Below are 23,721 nucleotides of genomic sequence, written 5' to 3' on the forward strand. Positions count from 1 at the left end.
CCGCTAGCCTTTTCAACTTAATCCAGTTTCAAGAACTGTCTAACCCTTGGTGAGTCAGGGTCAGTAAAGAATTTCTCGGGCGGATTCTTTTCTATCAAGATGCCCTTTTCAAGAAACACTACTTGGCTTGAAACATTTCTGGCAAATTCCATTTCATGGGTCACCACTACCATGGTATAGCCCTCTTTAGACAGCTTTTGCATCACCAATAGAACCTCATCCACCAGCTCAGGGTCAAGAGCAGACGTCGGTTCATCAAACAATAACACCTCAGGCTCCATTGCAAGAGCACGAGCTATGGCAACACGCTGTTTCTGACCACCAGAGAGCATACTTGGGTAGCTGTCGAGCTTGTGTGACATCCCCACCTTTTCTAGCTGCACTTTGGCAATGTCTTCAGCCTCTGCTTTCGACATTTTCTTAACGTGCAATAAGGCTTCCATCACGTTCTTAAGCACCGTAAGATGCGGCCAAAGGTTGAACCCTTGAAAGACCATACCAATTCGCTCACGCATCTTTGCTAGATCACGATACTTAAGAGGCTTATCCGTTTGTGGATTTATGCCAATGCGTTCATCCCCAAGGTGAATGGTGCCGCGTTCAGGTTGCTCAAGCCAGTTCATACAGCGCAGAAGTGTTGACTTACCTGATCCAGAGGAACCAAGGATACTCACCACCTCCCCTTTTTTGATGGTCAGGTTGATATCTCTTAACACCTCAATGCCATCAAATTGCTTGGACAGATTCACTACCTTCACGATATCTTCAGCATCACTCGCAACAGCTGGCTCTGAGTGTTTGATGGGCAGCTCAACCACGGCCGCAACCTCTTCATATGATTCAACGGTCTTTGTTTCTAACGTTTGATTAAGCATGGCTTAGCCCTCTTTCTTGAACTTTATTGAGCATAGTTTTCGTGATCTGTTCTATGACGATACTGATCAGCCAGTACAGTGCGATAGCGACAATAAACGCATTTAGTGGGATGAAATAAGTTGATTGAATGCTGTTGGCCGCTGCGGTGATCTCTCCTACCGTGATGATGCACAAGAACGCAGTATCTTTGAGACAGATGATCAGTTGATTAGCAATCAAAGGCACTGATTTAAACAGCACATTGGGTACGACAACGCGACTGAAGATCTTAAATTTTGAAAAGCCACAGGCTTGAGCTGCCTCTATAAAACCAGAATCTAGCCCCTTTCTAATGCCACGAAAAATTTCACAAAAATAGGTGCCGTGATACAAGCTCAATGAAACCAACCCTGCGGTAAAGGCATCCATGCGGATACCCACCTGTGGCAGTCCGTAATACAACAGGTATGCCAGAATCAAAAAAGGCAAGGTACGCATCATATTGATCATCAGGATGACGCTGCCTTTTAGCCATTTCACCCCATTTTCCAAGGTATACAAGAGTGCAATACCCAATATAAAACTGATTACAGATGCAATGGCAAACAGTAGAAAGGTATTACCAAATCCCGAGACAAAAATATCTTTTTGCTGCCAGATGATTTCCCATTCAGCCATAATTACTCCTTAATATGATGGTATTAGCTCGCTAGGTAGTCAGCTTTACGTTCGGCTATTCCCTGTAACTTAATCAGCACACCTATGATAAACATGTACAACACACCTGCGCACAAGATCGGAACTAAAGGCTCATAAGTTACAGCTGCAATGCGATTGGTGACGCGAGTAAGATCAACAACACCGATCACCGCAATGGCTGGACTCCCCTTAATCAAAAATGACATCTCATTCACAAGAGCGGGAAGACTCATGATCACCATCTGTGGAAACATGATGCGTCTAAAATAAGTGAGGCGTTGCATTCCAAGTGCTTCCGCCGCCTCTTTTTGCCCGTTAGAGAAATTAATAAAGGCATTTCTCCATATCTCTGCATTAAACGCTGAGGTATTTAGGGTTAAGCACAAGATGGCTGAAAAGTGTTTGTCGAGGTTGATACCGAAAGAGGGAAATGACAGAAAGATAAACAGAGCTAAGGTCACCAAAGGAGTGGCTCGCGCCCAACTCACATAAATCCCTAACGCTTGGTCAATGACTGGTAGCTTAGCCATTCGAACAAGGGCAATCACAAGCCCAATAACAACCCCTAAGGCAATCGACACCATTGATATCCATGCAGTTGTCCACGCCCCTTGCAGCAATTGTATCCACGCGTAGTAATCCATATACACCTACTTGTCTGCTTGAATAATTGAATAATTGAATAATTGAATAATTGAAATAATTGAAATAATTTAGAAAAGTAGGACCAAGGCAATGGCATTATGTGCTCTACTTTGGCCTTGGTCGCTACTGATTTATTTGGATTACTGCACTGCTGTCAGTTTGTGATATTGCTCTACAGAGACAATGGCTTCCGCTGGTAAGTCGTCAAATGACTCTCCGAACCATTTCTCTTGAAGCTCAGCCAATCGGCCGGTCTGTTTAAGGTGTGCAAAGAACTCGGTTAAGTATGCAAGAAGCTCAGGGTTGTCCTTAGGTACAGGCCAGCTCACAAAGCCAGGTCCAGATACCGCCTCACCTTTCTTAAAGACTTTTGATTTGGTTTTCACTACCTCATTGACCGATACAACGCTGTTGATGACATAATCAACTCGGCCATTAGCAAGATCAGCGTAGGCTTCGGGATAAGACTGGTATTCGACAACCTTACCTAGTTGTTTGCCTTGTGACTCAAGCATCTCTTTCAGCTCTGGTAGCCTCTCTAGCAAGGCACTACCTGCTTGCAAACCGACCGTTTTACCATCGAGATCGCCAATGGTATTGGTACTGTCATCTTTTGCTCTGGCAACAAAGTAATGTTGTGCTGAGGCAATAGGTGGGGTGAAATCAAAGACCTTGAGGCGGGCATCGGTAACAATTGCCCCCGTTAATGCCAAATCATATTGCCCTGCTGAAACAGAAGCCAACAGACCGGTCCAAGGCAGAATGTCTTGCTTCACCTCAAACTCGGAATAAGCTCGAAGTTCATCCAGTAAGTCTTTATTAATGCCCGTCGCCTTACCTTGAGCAATGAAGTTGAATGGAGAATAGTTATCCTCTGTTGCCACCTTTAAACCATTACTGGCAAACGATGGCATCTCATCGGCTAATGCCAAACTAGACATACCTAGGGTCATTGTTGCTGCCGCGACTGCTACCCATTTTTTCAGTTTCATACCCTGTCTCATAATTCATTCCTTGCTGTATTTGTGGACACCTTCACTTTAGAGATAGGACAAGGCTGTGAGTTAGAGCCAATTTTATAGACGGATTGGGACAGCCTTGGAAAACAGCAAGATAATACTAAATAGGTAGACTGGCTTACTTCTTGCACAATTCAATGAAAAACAGTGAATAATAACCACAAAGAGGCTGACTCAATGGCAATCAATTACAGCTGTTTCATTGAATTCGATTCGAAGAGAAGCTTACAAGAACAGGTACGAGAGTACTTAGTCAAGGCGATACTCGAGGGGGTGTTCTCTGCTGATGAGGCTTTGCCCTCTTGCCGTAAGCTCTCTACTCAGTTAAAGGTATCGCGTAATACGGTATCGCTGGTTTATGAAGGGCTGTCTGATGATGGCTACCTGATCAGCAAGCCAAGAAGTGGTTACTATCTGTCTGAAAAATATCGCTTAAGACTGCAAGAGGTTGAGGATGAGCTGGATCATTTTGAGGCAGACAATCCCGCCAGTGCACCAAACTGGGCTAGCCGGTTAAAGGTCTCTACTGAGCGCTTTCCCCGCATTGTTAAACCGTCCCATTGGAGTTGTTACCAGTATCCCTTCATTTACGGCCAGCCGAGTATCAATGATTTCCCACTGGCTCAATGGCGAGAATCGGCGCGCAAGGTTATTGCAGATCCACACGATCACGGCTGGCTTTGTGACAAGGTCGATAAAGACGTTGAACTGCTAGTAGAACAAATACGCACACGAGTGCTTCCTCAGCGGGGTATACACGCCAAAAGCGATGAAATACTGATAACCATTGGTTCTCAAAACGCCTTGTATCTCGTGTCTCAGTTGCTAATGGATAAAGGGACTCGTGTAGGGGTTGAAAACCCGGGCTATAAAGAGGCAAACAACATCTTTGGCTTGGCTGGCGCGCGGTTACACCCGCACACAGTGGATGAAGATGGCCTGAAGCTTAACGAGCTATCTTCCATGTGTGATTACTTTTATGTCACCCCAAGTCATCAAGCCCCAACAGGGGTCACCATGAGTAAAGCAAGGCGAGATGAACTGCTGCTACAAGCGCGAGCCAATGACGCCATCATTATCGAAGATGATTATGACTCTGATAGTAACTCTGAGTGGGCGCCTCTGCCTGCGCTTAAGGCATTAGATAAGGATAATCGGGTTATCTACGTCAGTAGCTTCTCTAAAATACTAGCCCCAGGGCTACGCCTGGGCTATATCGTTGCACCAGAAGAGTTAATCTACGAGCTTCGTACATTGCGCCGTCTAATGTATCGCCACCCGCCAAGCCGCGTGCAAATGGAAATGGCACACTTTATCTCACAAGGGTACTACGACAGCTTCCTTCGTCGCTTTAAAGATAATACCCGTCAGCGCTGGCAAACCATTAATGATGCCGTTGAGCACTATCTTCCGGATTGTGCGCGACTAGCAAAAGACAATTACAGCAACGCGTTGTGGCTCGAAACTCCCGATAAAATGAGCAGTCAACGACTGGCCTCTCGCGCCTCATCTCATGGTGTGCTTATAGAAACCGGCTACTCACACTTTATGGATAAACAGCAGTCTCACCCCGAAACCAACACCTACTTTAGACTCGGTTTTCATGCAATAGATAAGGCGCTAATTACTCCCGGAATCGAACAACTCGCAAGAGTGATACAAGGTTAACCTCGACCGACTATCGCGTTTTATTCAATGCGCCAACGCCAAGACAGCTGTCTTGGCGTTTTTTTTGCTCTTCCGATAAGCTAATCAAACTCAGCCAGTACTTGGCTGATGATCGCCACACCTTGTGCAATCTCATTAGGTTTGATGATCAAAGGTGGTGTCACATGAATACGATTATTCACAATAAAGGTCAGCAGCCCTTTCGCAGTTAACTTAGACTTGAGTAACGCTATTTTGCTATTACTCAATGGCTCACGAGTTACTCGGTCTTCCACTAGTTCTAGCGCCCAAAACATGCCTTTTCCGCGAATATCCCCTATGGTCTCATGCTTTTCCATAAGTTCGAGTAGCGCAGGACCAAGAACGTTATTTCCCACTTCATCGGCATAACGAACAATGCCTTCCTCTTCCATTGCATCTAAAGTGGCGACAATGGCTGACATTGCTAGCGGATGACCAGAATAGGTTAGGCCTCCCATAAAGAAATTACTCTTGAAGTACTCTGAGATAGCCTCACTGACCACAACACCACCCGCAGGCACATACCCTGAGTTTACGCCCTTAGCAAAGGTAATGAGATCAGGCACTACATTGAAATGCTCAAACGCAAACCAACGACCGGTGCGTCCAAAACCCACCATTACCTCATCAAAAATAAGCTGTATACCATGCTCTGTAGCTAGCTCTCGAACACCTTGCAGATAGCCTTCTGGCGGCAACAAGAAGCCCGCGGTTCCTGGAATGGTTTCAAGAAGAATCGCAGCAATGGCGCCGGGTCCTTCACACTCAATAACACGTTTAAGGTGCTGCAGCGCACGCTCGCACTCTTGCTCCTCGGTTTGTGCATTAAACTCGGTGCGATACAGATAAGGATTAAAAAAGTGCACATGCCCACGGCTATATTCATTAGGTACGCGACGAAAATCCCCCGTAGCGGCAATTGCCGAGCCAGTATTGCCATGATAAGAACGATAAGCTGAGAGCACTTTATCTCGCCCCGTAAACTGTCTAGCCATTCGGATCGCATTTTCGTTAGCATCCGCGCCCGCATTGGTAAAAAACACCTTTTTGAAGCTTTCTGGTGCTCTGTCCAATATGCGCTTTGCAGCTTCACCTCGAGTAAGGTTCGCCGTTGCAGGTGCGATAGTCACTAACGACTCAGCCTGTGTCTTGATGGCATCGATCACCTTAGGGTGCTGATAGCCAATATTGGCATTTACCAACTGGCTACTGAAATCGAGATACTGCTTTCCTTCAAAATCCCACAAGTTACATCCCTGAGCTCCCGCGATAGCAATTGGCGGAGTCGCTTCCTGCACTGACCAAGAGTGAAAGACATGTTTATCTAGCTCTAGGACGTACTGATTTGATACCTCTGTTCCAAATCCATTCATTTTTATTCTCCTGTGCGATATCTAGGCTGTGCCGTTGTACTGTTGTTTGCAGATATCTTGGCGACAAACGCTGATAAGGACGTAGGGTCAGTTTAAAAAAAGCCTTGGGTCAGACACTGTCCTTCCCCCTGCCTCAAACAATCTTAAAAACTGGCTCTATAGCTTAATCCAATGGCTGATTACATTGATGTCATTGACGATTAAGTGATGGGACTGAAGATGGGGCTAGCGGCGGTATTTGTGTTCTTTGCCGGAATGGTGAGAGGCTACAGTGGCTTTGGTTTTGCCATTATTGCCGCCTTGTGTCTCAGCTTTATTTACTCGCCTTTTGAGTCTATTGCTATTGCGCTAACTTTGGATCTACTGAGTAGCCTTTGCTTACTCAGAGGGATCACACGAGAACTGAATAAACGACTACTGGCTCTGCTCACACTAGGAATGCTAGGGGCAATTCCTGTTTCTTTGATGTTCATCTCTCAGGTTTCAGCTCATCAACTAAAGATGATGATTGCAGGTGCATCTCTAATTGCTGGCACTTTGATTATGCTTAATCTAAAGATACGTTGGCTGAATCAGCGTTATGCATTGCTTGCGGGCGCCGTATCAGGATTTAGTATGACGACCGCCTCTGCGGGAGGGCCACCACTGGTCTTATACCTCTTGAATCTGTCACTTAATGCTAGCGAATTAAGAGCGACAGCCATCGTATTTTTTATCTTCAGCTCATTAGCATCGTTAATCGGACTGCTGTATGTAGATGCCATTTCTACACAGTCTATCCAATTTAGCTTATTACTCTTTCCCGCCGCAGTCTTTGGCAACATGGTGGGCAAAAAGCTGTTTAGCAAGTATCCAGATCCATCACCAAGAAAAACAATTGCACCCATTCTCGTAATGTTGGCACTACTCATAATCCTATTTTAAGAAGGAACTTAGCATGAAGAAAATCGCATTTATCACTGGCGCTACCTCTGGTTTTGGCAAGGCCGCCGCACACAGATTTGCCAAAGAGGGATGGTCATTAGTGTTGTCTGGTCGTCGTATTGAGCGATTATTAGACCTGAAAGAAGAGTTGTCTGTGCCGGTACACATCATGCAATTGGACGTTCGTGATGCTGACGCGGTTAAACAGGCTGTAGAGACTCTGCCAGATGAATTTTCAGCAGTTGTCGTTCTGGTCAACAATGCCGGCCTAGCCCTTGCGCCTCAAGGTGCACCTGAAGTAGAGCTATCCGATTGGCATACCATGATCGATACCAACGTGACCGGCCTAGTCAATGTTACCCATGCTCTTTTGCCTACTCTAATCAAAACCAGTGCAGGCGCGACTATCATCAATGTAGGCTCAATTGCCGGTCAATGGCCCTACCCTGGAAGCCATGTTTATGGCGCGAGTAAAGCCTTCGTTAAGCAATTCAGTTATAACCTAAGATGTGACTTACAAGGTACGGGAGTGCGCGTTACTGACCTGTCCCCAGGTATCGCAGAAACTGAATTTACCTTAGTACGCACTAAGGGGAACCAAAGCGCTTCAGACAATTTATATCAAGGCACCACACCACTTAGCGCAGAAGATATTGCAGAGCAGATGTTCTACATTGCTTCACTACCAGAGCACATCAATATCAACCGCGTAGAGGTCATGCCAACACGTCAGGCGTGGTCACCGTTTGCCATTGAAAGAGACTAACCTCGTTACGATCAACGACCATTGCTTGCACGACTTTGGTGTTCGTAATAGTAATAACCGTCGTCCCCGAGGTGTTCTCCGGGTTGGCGTACCAGTTGGGGACCTTTTATAGAAACAGATGCCCGACCGGAATGCCGGCCCAGCGGAATGCCGGCCCAGCGGAATGCCGGCCCAGCGGAATGCCGGCCCAGAAAAGCACTCAGGAATGACCAATACCCTAAAGTCCGACTTGTGATCAAGAGACTGGCTATCAGCTATCAAGAAACCAGTCTAACCATTTGATATTAAAACAATCAAGATGCCGTCAGCATCCGCTGAATATCTTGAGCATGAGAAACACAATTATTCACCAGGTGCCCTAGGGGCTCACTCATCCCTTTTTTCTTGTAATAGATATACAGCGGGAGCACCAGACTGATTTCTTTAATCGGGATACATACGCAATTTTTGTCAGCGATGAACTTGATGCATTGTGGTGCTATGGATATCCCTAGTCCTGACGAAACTGAGGTGACCAGATGTCGCATATTTTCAGGGTGAAAACTCACGTCTAGCGAGAAGCCTCTCTCCTGACAGAGCAATGAGATGTGCTCAAACATTTCACTCCACTCAGAACGGCGAAACAGAATGAACTTTTCACTGCGAAGCTCAGTTAAACTCACTTCTGTATTATTCGCTAAAGGGTGATTGGCCGGCAAGATTGCCACCAGCTTATCGGTATAGATCTTTTCTACATTGAACACGCTGCCATCTAGTTGTGGCTGTCGTCTTGAGAAAGCGATATCAATCTTGTTTTCCACCAATCCATCTTGTTGTTCTTGAGCTGTCATCTCAAAAAGGTTGGTGGTTACCTTAGCGTTGCTACTGGAAAACTCCCCCAGAATTTTTGGCAGAAAAAATGAGCAAGCAGTAGCCAGATACCCAATATTAAGCACTGACTCTTTGGACTCCAACGCCTTACCTACCAACGCCTTTACTCGCTTATCATTTGCAATAATGGCCAAGGCTTCTGGTAATAACACCTCTCCGGCTGCGGTCAATTCTACCTGATGAGTGGTACGCAAAAACAGCTTGGTTCCAAGCTCATTTTCCAAATCGGAAATATGACGAGAAACCGTAGGCTGAACGGTATTAAGCTCTCTAGCGGCCGCTGAAAAGTTCTTCAACTTAGCTACAGAAAGAAAGGTTTTAAGCGTCTTAATGTCCATGGGGGTTGGTCATTCGTTGATTGTATTATTGTTATACAATAATAATATTTCCACTCCATGATAAGTCTCCTTATGATGAAACGTGTGTTAGGTCTCAGACCACAATAAAAATGTGTCTACTCCATAAACAAGAAAAAAAAGGATGTAGCTATGCCTCTCTACCCTATTACTACAGGAACCATTAAGCATGGATATTGATATTATTGTTGTACTCGTTTACTTCATTTTTCTCATCGGTCTCGGGTGGGTTTTCCGCTCTGCAGCCTCAAATACTAGTGAGTATTTTAGAGGAGGTGGCCGAATGCTATGGTGGATGGTCGGTTCCAGTGCGTTCATGATGGCATTGAGTGCAATGACCTTTACTGGCCTTATGGGCAAAGCCCTTACCAGCGGTATGTCAGTCGCCGTTGTATTTTTCGCTAATGCTCTAGGTTACTTCTGTAACTACCTTTTCTTTGCAGCCAAAGCACGTCAAATGCGAGTAATTAGCCCTCTGCAAGGCATCAGACTTAGACTTGGCGCGGTGAATGAACAAGTATTTACTTGGGCAAACGTTCCTCTCAGTGTATTGCAGGCAGCCATTTGGCTGAACGGCCTTGCTGTGTTCACTAGTGCTGTTATCGGTGTACCTCTAGAGCAAACCATTATCGGTGCAGGCTTAGTGGTATTGTTCATGTCACTTGTTGGTGGCAGTTGGGCCGTTATTGCTTCCGACTTTATGCAGATGATCATCATCACGGTAATGACCTTCATTGCGGCTATGGTTGCTATCTGGAAGTCAGGTGGTGTAGGTAACCTACTTGAGGTCGGTCTACCAACAGAACAGTTAATTGGTGATGGTTACAGCTACACTTATTTATTCGTGGGCTGGTTTATCTGTATCTTTGTTAAGCAGTTCTTTAGCACCAATAACATGGTCGATTCTTATCGTTTTATTGCCTCTAAAGATACAAAGAATGCACGAAAAGCTGCTCTACTCGCTTGTTCACTAATGATCCTTGGTCCACTTGTTTGGTTCCTACCGGCTTGGTACGTAGCGGGCAATTACCCTGATGTGACTACATGGGGTCTAGAAGGCTTAGGCGACAAGGTTGCAGATGCGACCTACTACATGTTTGTTAAGAGTGAAATGCCTGTGGGTATGGTTGGCCTAATGCTAGCAGCTATGTTTGCAGCCACTATGTCTTCAATGGACTCAGCGCTAAACCGTAATGCAGGCATCATTCTTAAGAGTGTTTACGAACCATACTTCTGTAAAGACTTCTCTGAGAAAAACCTAATGAGAGCAAGTAAGGTACTTACTGCGGTATTCGGCATCGTAATCATCCTTACCGGTTTGTTCTTAACGTCTCTAAAAGAATTCGGCCTGTTCGACCTCATGATGCTAGTCGGCACTCTTGTTGGCTTCCCAGTGCTTATTCCATCAATCATGTGTTTCTTTGTGCGTAAAACGCCTGATTGGGCGGGCTGGGGAACTATCCTTGTCGGTATGTGTGTGTCAGCTGTCATCGCTTTTGTAATCACGCCAAACACAGTTGAAACAATCCTTGGCCTTGATACGCAGCTTACCGCTCGCGAATTCTCTGAAATGAAGTCAGTAACTCTGGGCGTAATTGGTCATATGTCGATTACTCTGCCGTTCTTTGTTTTATCTCGTTTCTTCTACAAAGAGCCATCGGCTGAGCGTGCAGCTGAAATCAACCTGTTCTTTAACAATGTTGATACTGAAGTGGTTATTGAAGAGTCAGAGCAAAGCATTCTTATGGATAACAAGCAGCACATCATGCTTGGCAAGATGCTGCTAACTGCATCAGTATTCTTAGCTATGTTAACGCTTGTTCCTAATCCACTTTGGGGTAAAGCACTGTTTGCCATCATTGCGGGCATCATAGGCTTTATTGGATTCATTCTATTGCGGACGATAAAAAAACCTGCTGATCTTCAAGTTAAGCAAAGCTGCGCATAAAAAATAACATTAAAACAGTAAGATAGGAGGTTTACCTCCTATCTATTGAGGTAAAAATGTCAGTACAACAAAAATTCGGTGGGGAACTTACCGATGAAGAATTTCGCAAGTTCACCCTTTATACCACCCAAAGCAATAACGCCGCTGATGACAACACCCGAGCTCAGATAATGGGCTTTACAAACAAAGGTGTAAGAGTTGCTCCGGGAGCTATCGTTCGAATTGGTGATAAGCAGATCGGCGCAAATTCTTATATTGGACTGTACAGCTATATCAATGGTGATGTCACCATTGGTCAAAACATACTCATTGGTCCCCATGTTTCTATCGTTGCGTCAAATCACTTGTATGATCCAACAACGGATCATTTTAGTGCTCGCAGTAGCCTTGAAGAGGGCAAAGTAGAGATCAAAGACGGCGTTTGGCTTACTACAGGCGTTGTCATCACTCCTGGAGTCACCATTGGTAGGTGCGCTCTAGTATGCGCCAACTCTGTAGTGACTCAATCGGTGGAAGACTACCAAATTGTTGCAGGCTCTCCGGCAAAAGCGATTGGGGAAATCAATCCTGAAACGGGCGAATATATTTGGTTTAAGAAGGAGCAATAGAATGTTGTCATTGCAAAGAAACCATGACTTTCAAGTGTTTATGTCTCCAGGACATGAACAAGAGGTGCTTGTAAACCCACCAAGCTTTAACTGGCCTCAACCTAATTATAATGACAGCTTTAGTATTGAATTAGAGCACACCAATAAACCTCTGCAGTGGTGTTGGGAGAACGTATCCTCTCCTTTCCAGTTACCTTTTACGCTTCCACAAGGTGAATATCGCTGGCGCTTGGTTAATGCAGAGAATCAGGCGACACCGTGGTTTTCTTTTAACGTGACTGAAAAGTCCGAAGACTACCTAGCGCCTACCGCCAAAGAGTTATTTGAACGTTGCCAACCTCACGAGCAATTCTTGATGTACTTCGATGAGGATATCAACCACGTCCGTATCTCTTCATGGATGGCCTATGACAAGCTCAAGAAAACAGCTGAGCTTGCCGACATTGAAGCGATTACCTACCCGACTCATTACCGAAGAGGCGAGGAAGAAGGCAAGCGCACAGCCATTGCGAATGTCAGAAAATGGATAGATAGAGACCTTATCTCTTTAAGCTTGCTGTACAAGATTTGGGGGGATAAGCAAAGCGGTGAAACCGCAGTGTCTTTGTTACTCAAACTGGCAGAGTGGAGCCCAGAAGGTCCAGCATCACTGCTTCGTCCATGCACTTGGGGAGACGAAGTTGGTCTTTCTTTAGCTCGCAACCTTTACTTGGCATACCACTGGCTTGCGCCACTTTTAACCGAAAGCGAAAAAAGCTTTGTGAGGTCTATGCTGGTTCGTATTGCGTATCAGATGGAAGAGCGATTAGAGCAAGATCAATTCAAGCAGTTCCCAGGGCACTCTCATACATCTCGTCTTCCAGCGTATCTTGGGGTAGCGGCTCTTGCTCTGCACAAAGAGTTCGATCAAAGCGTCTGTGAACGCTGGCTTAACTACTCACTAATGATCTATCGCGGTGTGTTGCCATTTTATGGTGGCGAAGATGGAAGCTGGGCAGAAGGTCCATTTTATTCATCATCTTACAGTAAGTGGTTCCATCCGTTCTTCCTATCCGTTGAGCGAATCAGTGGTTTTTCTTTCTACAACCATCCTTTCTACAAGAACTACAGCAATTTTGCCATGGATTTTGTGGCAACCCAAGATGACATACACCCATTTGGTGATGGTTTCTGGTGCAAGCGAGATGGCGACGAATGGCCGGGGTTCTTTGCTCAAAACCCATTGCGAATCTACGCTGAACGCTTCGGCGATCGCGCAACTCGAGAGATGAGTTTAGAGCTTGAACAACAGATTCCATCTTATGATTTACACCTGCTCGATGTGGTGCCAACGATTTCACAAATTAAGCACTCAGAGCGGCCTTTATTGAACCTAGATGAGAGCCAAGAAAGTGAAGGCATCTACAGCAAGTATTATGATTTTGCAGGACTGGGTGCCATCAAGAGCAAGCGTAGTTCTGTATTCTTTAGAGCGAGCCAATTCGGCAATAGCTCTCACCGCCACGCAGATCAAGGTAATATAGCCTTAATCGATTCACACACTAGCGTCCTGACTCCAAGTGGAAGTTATGGCTATCGTTTTGGCAGCGCCCATCACAGCGAATGGACCAGAACCACCAAAGCACATAACCTGCCATTAATTGCTGGGAAAGGACAAATACTGGACGATGAGTCTGCAACCGCATCCGTTATCACCCATAAGAAAGGCGCTAACTGGAGTGTTGTACAAATGGACTTAAGCCGAACTTACTGTGATGCAAAACGCTTTATTCGAACCTTAGTCACCGTCGCAGATAAAGGCGTTCTCATCGTTGATAATATGAGTTTAGCTTCGGCGCAACCCGTGCAGTGGCGACTTCACTCACCGCTGAATGTAGATAAAAAAGGGCAACACGTTCTTCTGGGTAATGACGAGTTAGCATACACAGTAAAACTTTTAGCCGATGAGTTGTCTGAGCCCCGTGTAGAAATAGGCTATCAGGAAGAAACCTCTCTTCATGAATCTGTTGTATCTGATGCAAACCAAGATATAAGACATATCGAATGGCAAGCGCCGCCTGCTGCTCAGCATACATTTGTGGCTTGTTGTGAAAACAGTCCTATCTATCACGATATGGATAATGCTGGTCTTTTGAAGGTTGATATTGGCGAAGGCATTATTGTCATAGATATTGATGGTGAACGTGTACAAAAGCAGGCTAAGCAAGTTGAATTAGCTTAGAACTCACTGCCTAATTCCGACGATTAGAAAGCCAAGTGCGAACAGATGCACTTGGCTTTTTTGCCTCTATGGTAACAGTACCTTCCTTAAGGAAAGGTGTAATTCAATGGATAAAAAAAGAGCCTGCAAAAGCAGGCTCTAAAAAACGTGAGGAAACATTGAAGTGAATCATAGGTAAATTCCCATTGAAGACAGCTCAATCCCCGATCCCCTCACCGCTTATCGAGACTCTAGCCCCCACCAGAAATCTCGACATGCTCTTTGACATTCGATGAATGTCAGTTAACCGTATTATTGGTCTAGGCTGAACTTGAAGAAGCTAACTTTAGAGTAATCACCCGCTTCGATACCGTTGTTTGCACAACCGCTTGAGCCAGTATTACATTGGTTGTAAGTGCCTGCTTTGAAGTACATCCAGTCGTTTGCGTAACCTTGGTCGTATTTGTCGCCTTGGTACTCACCTTTTGCTAGGTCAATATCAAACGTCTTAACTTCTTGGTTTGGTTTTCCTGGGTTCTTAGTGAACGTTAGGTGCATGATATCACCTTCTACATTTACGTCGTACGAGAAGATCTCGCCCAGTTTAATACCCGTTACAGGATCTTCTGAACCTTGACGCAGGCCACTTTGACCAAACACTTCGTGGCGAATATCACGACGTTTGCTGTAGTCATCACCTAGAGCATTGGTTTCGTAGTTCCAGTAAATAGAACCGTATTCGTGTTCTGGCAGTTTACGGTACATGATTTTTAGAGGCTCGTTCTTCGAACCGTGAATTTGACCAATTACGGTAGCAAACGCACCATTTTTCTTGTAATCACCGCTGGTACTTACCCAGTCAACAGACATAGTTGCGCTCATGTGACCGCCAATCGCACCGTATGCTTCAGCATTATCTGTAGAAGCAATAGTGAAGTTGTTCTTTGGAGATGAGTAGTCATCAGAAAGCATTGCACGCAGTTCACTACGAGCATTCTTAGAGTTTGGTGTTGTCATTGCTTTGTTTGGAGAAGCAAACACCATGGCGCCAGTTACAGAATCAGTGTAGAACCACTCAGCATCAGAGAATGGATTCGCCTTGTCATTCAACATAGGCTTATAGATTTCCATTACCTTACCAGCACGCTCTGGCTTGTTATCGTCTCTTGGCGTATTTAGCTTGAACTTAGATAAATCGAAGTTTTCAGCTGGAACCTTGTTCACGTCTAAGTTGTACTGCACAGCCAGCTGCGGATCATTATTCGCTGACGGAGCTTGTGTTGCAGACGGAGCTTGTTGTGTCGCAGATGCAGTTTCGGGGGAAGAAGCTGTTGAGCAGCCTGCTAGGCCAGCAACGAGTGCTGAAACAACAACAGCAGCAATCTTGTTCTTTGTATGCATATTAACCTCTAGGTATTTATTTTAGTGCCAAGAGAAACAGGAACAATACCCATCCCTTCTCTTAACGAGCGAGGGTCATAATGCACTAATATAATAATACAAGATATGAACAGGATCACGATCAGTAACATTTGCTGTCGAGATAACCTCAATCTTAATTTTCAATTATTGAGAACGAAAAAAGAGCCAGTGATTGCCTCACTAGCTCTTAATATTACCACTCTATTTTCGTTTACCGCTTAGGAATCTAACTGCATCTGCTTTTTCTTCTTCATCTTCATTGTCGAGTACACAGAGAAGACAGCCAACACAATAAAGGCCAAAGCAATCGGTCTTTCATACAAGAACGACCAAGAGTTATCGTACATCAGCAAGGCTTTACGCAGGTTGGTCTCCGCCATTGGACCAAGGATGATGGCCAATAATATTGGTGAAGATGGAATATCCAGTTTACCCAGTACAAAACCCAAGATACCAAAGGCAATCGCAATGCCCACATCAAACATTGAGTTGTTAATCGCGTATGCACCGACCACTGACAAAAAGATGATGATAGGGATCATCAGCATCTTCGGCACCTCAATGATGCGACAGAAGAAGCGAATACCAACTAGGCCAACGATTAACATCACAATGTTAGCCACCAGCATTGAACTGAATACGCCGTAAACCACCTCTGGATTCTGAGCGAACAACAGCGGACCCGGAGTGAGACCCTGAACAATCAGAGCGCCCAATAGTACTGCCGCTACTGCGTCACCCGGAACACCTAGTGTAAGCAAAGGAACAAGAGAGCCACCCGTTACGCCGTTGTTACCCGCCTCTGCTGCTGCAAGGCCTCGTACAGAACCTTTACCAAATTCATCAGGATTCTTCGAAGAACGCTTCGCTTCGTTGTAACAAACAAATGCAGAGATGTCCGCGCCAGCGCCAGGAACAGAACCAATGGATGTCCCCATAAGTCCACTTTTTATTGCTGTTGGCATCATCTCTTTAAGATCTTGTTTACTTAGCAGCTTGTGATCAAACTTAGCCACTTTGGCTTGCTTCTCTTTTAAGATCTTTTCAATCTGGTTAATCGCTTCAGACAGTGCAAATAGGCCAATCAGAACAGGAATCACGTTGATCCCGCTATACAGATCCATCACGCCAAAGGTAAAGCGAGGCACACTACTAATTGGGTCTAAACCCACTGTTGAGATCAACAGACCAATGGTACCCGCCAATAGACCCTTTAAAATGTTCTGCGCTGAAACACTGGCAATGATGGTTAGACCAAATAGAGCCAATGCAAAGTATTCTGGTGCGTTAAATCGCAAAGCGAAGTTTGCTAGCAATGGAGCTATAGCGATCAGGACGATAGTACTGATCAACCCGCCCACAAACGAAGCGATTGCCGAGATACTCAGTGCTCTCGCCGCTTGACCTTTGGCAGCCAGCGTATGCCCATCAAGCACCGTTGCGGCAGAGGCCGGAGTGCCTGGTGTTTTCAGCAAGATAGCGGCAATAGAGCCACCATAGATACCACCGATGTAGACACCGATTAGCATAACCAGAGCGGCTGTTGGCTCCATGCCAAAGGTAAATGGCAGAAGAATTGCTACACCCATGGTGGCAGTCAGACCCGGCAATGCACCGAGTACGATTCCGCCTACAACACCAAAGATTAGAATAGGTAAAACAGCTGGACTGAACGCGGTCAGTAAGCCATTCAATAGATGCTCAATCATACCGCCTCCTTAATAAAATAGACCTTCAGGAAGTGCTATGTAGAACACCTCACCGAATAGGTAATAAACGCCAAATACAAAGGCCCATGCCACAACGTAATACAGTGGCTTCTTAACCTTGAACAACACTAGATAAACCGTGAATGCAACAAGACTCGCTAACAAGTAGCCAATCACGCTGATTAATAATGCGTATCCAATCAGGAATATGACACCAAATACGGCCATTTTTGAGAAAATAGCAGGCTGAGCTTGGGTACTGATGGATTTAAGTTTGTGTTGCACTAACAAGGCAATACAAATAATGATTTGAGCAACCGCAATGGCTGTTGGAAAAAATTTCGCATCTACGCTCGCGTCTTGAAAACGAGGTTCTGCAAACTGTCCAATAAGAACCAAAATAACTGCGCTTAGGGCAATGATTAGGGATGGGAAGACAACATTTCTATTAATCATAATGCTACCCTTTAAAGCTAAACTTCAAAGAAGGAGGGAGCCCTAGCAAGAGCTCCCTGGTGGAAATTAGTTGATTAGTACACCAAGGTTTTTAGTGTCTTGCTCAACAAAAGTAGTGAACTCTTCTGCATTCATGTTGTGGATAGTCATCGCACCTTTCTCCATGAATTCTTTAAATTCAGCCGATGCCATAGCTTCGTCGAATGCTTTGCCTAGAGTTTCGATAACTTCATCTGGAGTGTTTTTCGGAGCACCGATACCACGCCATGTACCTGTAACAACGTCAATGCCTTGCTCTTTTAGAGTCGGTACATCTGGGATGAACGAAATACGCTCTTCAGACATAACACCTAGTGCTTTAAGTTGACCAGAACGTAGCTGAGCAATGGCTTCACCTGGAGTAACCATAGTTACGTCAGTGTGCTTACCCAGTACCGCAGGGATTGCTTCCGATGCACCGTTGTATGGGATAGCGTTTAGCTTGATACCTTGGTCTTTTTCAAGAGCCATTAGGTAGAAGTTTGGCGCTGCTGTAGAAGCAAATTTAACCACACCGTCGCCTTTCTTCGCTTCTGCGATAAGGTCGTTGATTGTGTTGTATGGGCTGTCTGCAGAAACCAGTACTACTGCTGGATCAAGGTTAACCATGCGAATGAGTTTAAAGTCGCTAGCATCGTGCTGCATTAGACCCATTTGAGGTAGAGATGCAATTTCACGAGTTACTACTGTTAGTGTGTAGCCATCAGCACGTTGCTGAGCACCAAAGCTCATACCTACTGCACCAGCACCACCTGTGCGGTTCATTACCGCAATGTTTTGACCAAGAATATCTTTTGCAGAGTTAGCCAGAGTACGGCCAACTGCATCAGTACCACCACCCGCACCAAAAGGTACAACTAAACGGATATTTTTGCTTGGGTAGTCCGCTGCAACTGCCGTTGCTGATACCATGATGCCTGCGGCAACAAGAAGGGATTTAAGAAGTTTGTTCATGTTAATTCCTTTTGTGTCAGTTTTAACTAGTTTCTAGTTGTTTGTGTAGGGTTACTTACTTTGTTGTTCTGGTATTCGGCCATGCACAACTGTTCAATTGCTACTGCAATCCAGCCACTGATTAGCATGTCGTACCATTGTTCAACACCACTACAGCCAACCACTACGTCTCCATAAACAAATGAGCCATAGAAAAGCAGATCATCTTCGTTTAGTGACGCTGTATGTAGTGTTTGATTGGTGATGTTTGCACGTGTATTTCGCCATGCTTGCTTGGCTTTTTTACGTGCAAACTCATCAAAAGGGATAGTCCATTGTTCTGGGTTGCCTAGAGAGCTTTCAAGCAAAATCGCTTCTTCGAATGTTGTTTCCCAAGGCTTAACGCGTGGGTCCATGACAACGATATGAAGCTCTTTGCGATTGGTTCTTTCAAACAATCTTTCGATTGCGGGTGTTACTAGTTCGATAGCATCCTTTGCTATTTCTGCATGACTTTTCATTGCCTAACCTCTGCTATAGACATTCACCTCATCGATGTATTTAACTATATTGTATGACATGAAGAACTTGCATGAGCGACGCGGTCAAATGATAACTAGATCACTTACCCCTCTCTAAAAGGGTCTAAGAGATCGAGTTTTTGAGGGGTCTTGCGATTTTTTATATGACACTGGTCACACAGGGGATTTTTGGAAAAGTGTGATGGGTCAGACGTTTACAGAGCTTGAGTGAGCAGAGGAAAGTGTCTTTTTGTCGGTATCGGATCGAAAATGGAGTGCTAAATGACTAAAAGTGGAAGGGTATGTGCTTAAAAGCCAGTCAGTGACTGGCTTAATCTATATACAACTATGCAGTTTTCACTTTGTACTTGGCCTTCATTCTCAATGCCACATTAACCAAAGCGATCAATACAGGTACTTCAATCAGTGGCCCAATCACACCAGCAAACGCTTGATCTGAGTTGATACCAAATACTGCAATTGAAACCGCAATCGCCAATTCAAAGTTATTGCCTGTGGCTGTGTAGGCAATAGAGGCATTCTTATCATACGGAATCCCCAATCGTTTTCCGACAAAGAAACTCACAAAGAACATCAATACAAAGTAGATAGCCAAAGGTATAGCAACGCGCACTACGTCCATTGGAAGCTCTAGAATCATTTCACCTTTAAGGCTAAACATCAGTACTATCGTAGCCAGCAGCGCGATAAGCGTTATCGGCGAGATACGAGGAATATAAACCTCGTTATACCATTGCTCTCCCTTTGCTGAAATCAACAGTTTACGGCCTAGAAAACCAGCTAAAAATGGAATACCAAGATAGATGAATACGCTTTGTGCAATATCAGCCATAGAGATATCCACGACCATTCCCGTATAACCAAATAGTGGTGGTAACACGGTAATAAATAGCCAAGCCATGAAGCTATAAGTCACGATTTGGAAGGCGCTATTTAAGGCGACCAACGCCGCTCCGTATTCTTTGTTACCGCCACCAATATCATTCCACACTAGAACCATTGCAATACAACGAGCCAAACCGATAAGAATAATACCGACCATGTAGCCAGGGTGATCCCCCAAGAATGTCAAAGCCAGTACAAACATCAAGATCGGACCGACAATCCAGTTCATGATCAAAGAAAGCTTAATCGCTTGCTTGTCTTGCGCTACTTTTCCTAGCAGGCTGTAATCTACCTTAGCTAAAGGCGGATACATCATTAAGATCAGACCTATAGCCAAGGGGATGTTGGTGCTACCCACTGACATTGCTTCATTAAGATCAGCCACCCCTGGATATAGGGCGCCAATGGCAACCCCAACCGCCATGGCCAAGAATATCCAGAGGGTTAGGTATCTATCGAGAAAGCTCATCTTTGGTGAGGCACTCACTGCTGCTGTTGTCATTTGTGTATCTCTTTCGTTTATCGTCGAATGACGATTATTGTAATAAAAAATAGTTTCTACTGAATCATTAGCCGCTTTATTTCGCTAAAACAAGCTATCAAAAAGTTCTTTCACTCTATGCATGGCTTGCGTCTCTATTCGATAGCAAACCTTAGGTGGCTTAGGCTCACTTCGAACCAACCCTGCCTGACGCAAAATTCGCAAATGCTCTGATACTGTAGATTGAGCTAAACCTAATTGCCCAACTAAATCCCCATTAAGGCAGCCGCCCTTTGTTTCGAGCTCGAACAGTACCTTTAGGATTCGAATTCGAGCAGGATGAGCAATAGCCTTTGCTAAAGTCGCGAGTTCTTGTTCTCGCTTTGCATCCTCGTTTGAGATAACAGGTGCGATGCACTCTTGAGTCTGGCAACTAGTCATAGGTTATATTTCGATAATCGTAGAATGACGATTAATATACAGCTCATGATTACATTTCGCAACTGAATATTTTTGATACATATAGAAAGAGAAATCGCCGCTATTAGATAAAAAAACAAGCAAATATTTACATTTATTCATGTTTCCGCAGTGAATACTTATTGAACTAAGTCATTTTAAGGAGCAAAATCAAAGTATCAAAAAAACTGATACTTATTTTTCATTTATGAAGGTTGCATGTTCAAGTTTTCTCTAAAGCAAATCGCTGTATTCGATGCCGTTGCAAGCCATGAAAGTGTCAGTGCGGCCGCCAAAAAGCTCTCTATGACCCAATCAGCGGTCAGTATGTCTCTGTCTCAACTAGAGTCGGTCTTAGACCGCCCACTGTTCAACCGTCAGGGTAATAGATTAGTGCTAAGTCATTGGGGACATTGGTTAAGACCAAGAGCAAAGCGCTTACTTCAAGACGCGAGACAAATTGAATTTGGTCTTCATGAGCAGCACCTTATTAGTGGTGATTTGACTCTTTGCACTAGCCAAACTGCGGCGAAACATTTAGTTCCTGCTCTTATCAGCAAAATTGATAACGATTTCCCTGAAATGCGCATTGATCTGATGATCGAAAATACAGAAAACGTTATAGAAGCACTACTCAACTATGACTGTGACTTAGGTATTATCGAAGGAAGAAACACGGATAGCCGTCTACAGCAGGAGCATTGGCTTGATGACGATTTAGTGGTTATCGCCTCACCAAATCATCCGTTTGCTCAATATAAGCAAGTAACTCTTGCTCAGTTAGAACAAGCGAAATGGGTATTACGAGAGCCTGGCGCCGGAACTCGCCGCATCTTCGATGGCGCTATTCATGGCCTTATCGATAATATTAAGGTGTGGAAAGAGTACGAGAGTATTCGAGTGATTAAATCACTGGTTGCTAACGGCAGTTACTTAGGTTGTGTACCTTATCTAGATATATTGCCTGAGCTTGAAAGCAATCAATTGGTAGTACTACCAACACCACAACTTAACATGCAGCGTGAGATATCGTTTATTTGGCGTAATGACAGTGGCGAATCACCACTTAGAGAATGTTTACTGTCTGAGGCGAGAAGATTGACGAGAGGAAGATCTTTCAAGCCACGCAAGGATGGAACCCCTGCGTGACCCAAAAACTTAGTTGTGCTTTTTTAGAAAGGGCTACACCTGCCCTACTTGCTGTCGCTTAGCATTAAGCGACAGACAGGTCCTTCTCTTTTTGCTGCTGTGGCTGATTAAAGTTAGCCACCCACTGTGCAATCGCATCGCGATTCAAAAGACCTACATACTGACCATTGAATACTACAGGGTAAGCACTTGGCATTTTGCTTGCCGCTTTCGCTAGACGTTCGCTGAATGACAATGCCTCACCACCCATGAAGAAACCGCCTTGATTGACTGGATATAGAGTGTCTTGGTCAACAATCATTGGCTCAAGTGCAGTCAGAATGCTTTGCTCTGGAGTAAGAGTGCATACTGGAGTCTGCATGAAGTCTTTTACTACCATGACCGCATCCACGTCAAAGTCCTGACCCCACATCGCTCGAAGAAGATCCTGCTGAGAGATAAAGCCTTGAACTTGATGATCGTCGCTTAATACTGCAGCGCCTGCTTGATTGTTATCAATCAATAGCTTGAGTGCTGAGTGACAGTTCAAATCTTCTGAGAAAGTGATTTGATTGTCTGAGGCTAGGTCTGCAACTCGTAAACGTTTCATTTGTTCTAACATGGCATGCTCCAATGAATTTAATGATGAAAATTGAATATCTGAATTTTTGATTGGGTAGATTGATGGTGATGCGCTCTGTTTTGGTTCAATGCTCCAATAAGCAAGCCCCACCAATACCGCGCCGCCAAAAATGTTTCCAAGGGTCACTGGAATAAGGTTCGCAGTGATAAATTGTTTAATATTAAGTAGCTCTAGATGAATACCAGCTTCTGCTGCTGCACTTAGCATATGGGCATCGGCGCTCGCCTTAATGGCGATACCTAGAGGCACCATAAACATGTTTGCAATGCTGTGTTCGAAGCCTGAGCTAACAAACATCGCCACTGGTAGCAGTACTAAAAAAGCCTTACTAGCACTTTCTTTACTGCTAAAACTCATCCAAATACCTAGACAAACCAACAGGTTACACATAACACCTAGAGAGAATGCCTGCCACCATGAGTGCTCTAGCTTATGCGCAGAGATACTCAAGGCGTTTAGCCCCCAATTGCCATGGTCAAGAATGTGCATCTTTGCCATCATAATGAAAGCAAGGGTCAGCATGGCTCCAGCAAAGTTACCTGCATACACACGAGCCCAACATCCCAGTAACTGCTTAGTAGTGACTCGTTTTTGAGCCCAAGCAACCGAGCTAAGCACGGTACTCGTAAACAGTTCCCCTCCACATACAACCACCAGCATTAAGCCAAGGCTAAAAGCGAGACCACCAATAAAGCGGGTCACACCCCAACCGTTTTCGTATGAGCCTGTAGTCACAGTGATATAGAAGACAAAGGCAAGAGCTATAAAAGCACCAGCAAACATCGCCAATACAAATGACTGTTTAAAAGGCTTCAATACTTTCTTGTGCCCATAGTCTGCCGCTTGCATGGTTAGACTTGGCTTCGCCTTTGACGAGCTGCTATCTACCAATTCAGGGCGTGGGCGTTTTAACGGCATGATTTCCTCCTTATCTGAGAATGACCTCAGTAGTCATCCGTTGTTATTAACTGCTTTCCGTTGAAAGCCCATTCAGATTAAGAGAAGTGTGGAAGGAATAATATCTAGTAGTTTTGAAGCTGATAGTGAGGAATATTGATGATTGTAATCAGAT

The 23,721-nt window shown here is 44.7% G+C and carries 21 protein-coding genes; 7 read left to right on the top strand and 14 right to left on the bottom strand.

What is annotated here, in order from left to right; translation table 11 throughout:
* Positions 1-17 precede the first annotated feature (17 nt).
* From D5I41_RS19230 to D5I41_RS19245, 4 genes are all read right to left on the bottom strand, one after another.
* Positions 18-875, bottom strand: a complete 858-nt coding sequence (locus D5I41_RS19230; RefSeq protein ID WP_119011190.1) for an amino acid ABC transporter ATP-binding protein — start codon at positions 873-875, stop codon at positions 18-20.
* Entirely contained in the window at positions 868-1,533 is a 666-nt protein-coding gene (locus D5I41_RS19235) for an amino acid ABC transporter permease (RefSeq protein ID WP_119011191.1), read from the bottom strand. Before D5I41_RS19235 ends, D5I41_RS19230 begins: the two co-directional genes overlap by 8 nt.
* 23 nt (positions 1,534-1,556) lie before the next feature.
* The gene (locus tag D5I41_RS19240; protein ID WP_119011192.1) at positions 1,557-2,198 is read right to left on the bottom strand and encodes an amino acid ABC transporter permease; all 642 of its coding nucleotides are present in this window, start codon (positions 2,196-2,198) and stop codon (positions 1,557-1,559) included.
* 141 nt (positions 2,199-2,339) lie between these two features.
* On the bottom strand, positions 2,340-3,203 hold the full coding sequence (locus D5I41_RS19245; RefSeq protein WP_119011193.1) for a transporter substrate-binding domain-containing protein: 864 nt from the start codon (positions 3,201-3,203) through the stop codon (positions 2,340-2,342).
* A 192-nt stretch (positions 3,204-3,395) separates the two neighbouring features.
* On the opposite strand from D5I41_RS19245, the gene pdxR reads away from it, so the two are divergent.
* Entirely contained in the window at positions 3,396-4,886 is a 1,491-nt protein-coding gene (gene pdxR, locus D5I41_RS19250) for a MocR-like pyridoxine biosynthesis transcription factor PdxR (protein ID WP_119011194.1), read from the top strand.
* Positions 4,887-4,966: 80 nt separating this feature from the next.
* Here pdxR and D5I41_RS19255 read toward each other — a convergent pair whose 3' ends face one another.
* On the bottom strand, positions 4,967-6,280 hold the full coding sequence (locus tag D5I41_RS19255) for an aspartate aminotransferase family protein (RefSeq protein WP_119011195.1): 1,314 nt from the start codon (positions 6,278-6,280) through the stop codon (positions 4,967-4,969).
* A gap of 219 nt (positions 6,281-6,499) precedes the next feature.
* Here D5I41_RS19255 and D5I41_RS19260 point away from each other — a divergent pair, with 219 nt between their 5' ends.
* Positions 6,500-7,204, top strand: coding sequence for a TSUP family transporter (locus D5I41_RS19260; RefSeq protein ID WP_119011196.1), 705 nt, complete (start codon positions 6,500-6,502; stop codon positions 7,202-7,204).
* Positions 7,205-7,217: 13 nt separating this feature from the next.
* A complete protein-coding gene (locus D5I41_RS19265; protein ID WP_119011197.1) occupies positions 7,218-7,970 on the top strand; it encodes an SDR family NAD(P)-dependent oxidoreductase in 753 nt (250 codons plus the stop codon).
* A 293-nt stretch (positions 7,971-8,263) separates the two neighbouring features.
* Here D5I41_RS19265 and D5I41_RS19270 read toward each other — a convergent pair whose 3' ends face one another.
* Entirely contained in the window at positions 8,264-9,178 is a 915-nt protein-coding gene (locus tag D5I41_RS19270; RefSeq protein ID WP_119011198.1) for a LysR family transcriptional regulator, read from the bottom strand.
* A 187-nt stretch (positions 9,179-9,365) separates the two neighbouring features.
* On the opposite strand from D5I41_RS19270, the gene D5I41_RS19275 reads away from it, so the two are divergent.
* The 3 genes from D5I41_RS19275 to D5I41_RS19285 are packed head-to-tail and all read left to right on the top strand — an operon-like array spanning position 9,366 to position 13,973.
* Positions 9,366-11,144 (top strand): sodium:solute symporter family transporter, encoded by a 1,779-nt coding sequence (locus tag D5I41_RS19275; RefSeq protein WP_119011199.1) that lies wholly within the window; start codon positions 9,366-9,368, stop codon positions 11,142-11,144.
* A 56-nt stretch (positions 11,145-11,200) separates the two neighbouring features.
* Positions 11,201-11,752 (top strand): acyltransferase, encoded by a 552-nt coding sequence (locus D5I41_RS19280; RefSeq protein ID WP_119011200.1) that lies wholly within the window; start codon positions 11,201-11,203, stop codon positions 11,750-11,752.
* A gap of 1 nt (position 11,753) precedes the next feature.
* Positions 11,754-13,973 carry a heparinase II/III domain-containing protein gene (locus tag D5I41_RS19285; RefSeq protein ID WP_119011201.1) on the top strand — a complete coding sequence of 740 codons (2,220 nt, stop codon included), beginning with the start codon at positions 11,754-11,756 and terminating at the stop codon, positions 13,971-13,973.
* Between the two features lie 291 nt (positions 13,974-14,264).
* On the opposite strand, the gene D5I41_RS19290 is transcribed toward D5I41_RS19285, so the two are convergent.
* From D5I41_RS19290 to D5I41_RS19320, 7 genes are all read right to left on the bottom strand, one after another.
* Entirely contained in the window at positions 14,265-15,353 is a 1,089-nt protein-coding gene (locus D5I41_RS19290) for a polysaccharide lyase family 7 protein (protein WP_119011202.1), read from the bottom strand.
* 239 nt (positions 15,354-15,592) lie between these two features.
* Positions 15,593-17,083, bottom strand: coding sequence for a tripartite tricarboxylate transporter permease (locus tag D5I41_RS19295; RefSeq protein ID WP_119011203.1), 1,491 nt, complete (start codon positions 17,081-17,083; stop codon positions 15,593-15,595).
* 9 nt (positions 17,084-17,092) lie between these two features.
* A complete protein-coding gene (locus D5I41_RS19300; protein ID WP_119011204.1) occupies positions 17,093-17,539 on the bottom strand; it encodes a tripartite tricarboxylate transporter TctB family protein in 447 nt (148 codons plus the stop codon).
* 66 nt (positions 17,540-17,605) lie between these two features.
* Positions 17,606-18,532 (bottom strand): tripartite tricarboxylate transporter substrate binding protein, encoded by a 927-nt coding sequence (locus D5I41_RS19305; protein ID WP_119011205.1) that lies wholly within the window; start codon positions 18,530-18,532, stop codon positions 17,606-17,608.
* Between the two features lie 26 nt (positions 18,533-18,558).
* Positions 18,559-19,032, bottom strand: coding sequence for a hypothetical protein (locus D5I41_RS19310; protein ID WP_119011206.1), 474 nt, complete (start codon positions 19,030-19,032; stop codon positions 18,559-18,561).
* Positions 19,033-19,378: 346 nt separating this feature from the next.
* A complete protein-coding gene (gene arsB / locus D5I41_RS19315) occupies positions 19,379-20,440 on the bottom strand; it encodes an ACR3 family arsenite efflux transporter (protein WP_119011207.1) in 1,062 nt (353 codons plus the stop codon).
* 84 nt (positions 20,441-20,524) lie between these two features.
* A complete protein-coding gene (locus D5I41_RS19320) occupies positions 20,525-20,860 on the bottom strand; it encodes an ArsR/SmtB family transcription factor (RefSeq protein WP_119011208.1) in 336 nt (111 codons plus the stop codon).
* A 237-nt stretch (positions 20,861-21,097) separates the two neighbouring features.
* On the opposite strand from D5I41_RS19320, the gene D5I41_RS19325 reads away from it, so the two are divergent.
* Positions 21,098-22,027, top strand: a complete 930-nt coding sequence (locus D5I41_RS19325; protein ID WP_119011209.1) for a LysR family transcriptional regulator — start codon at positions 21,098-21,100, stop codon at positions 22,025-22,027.
* A 64-nt stretch (positions 22,028-22,091) separates the two neighbouring features.
* On the opposite strand, the gene focA is transcribed toward D5I41_RS19325, so the two are convergent.
* Entirely contained in the window at positions 22,092-23,567 is a 1,476-nt protein-coding gene (gene focA / locus D5I41_RS19330; RefSeq protein WP_119011210.1) for a formate transporter FocA, read from the bottom strand.
* Between the last annotated feature and the right edge of the window lie 154 nt (positions 23,568-23,721).

The organism is Vibrio superstes, from assembly GCF_003569005.1.
Taxonomy (GTDB): domain Bacteria; phylum Pseudomonadota; class Gammaproteobacteria; order Enterobacterales; family Vibrionaceae; genus Vibrio; species Vibrio superstes.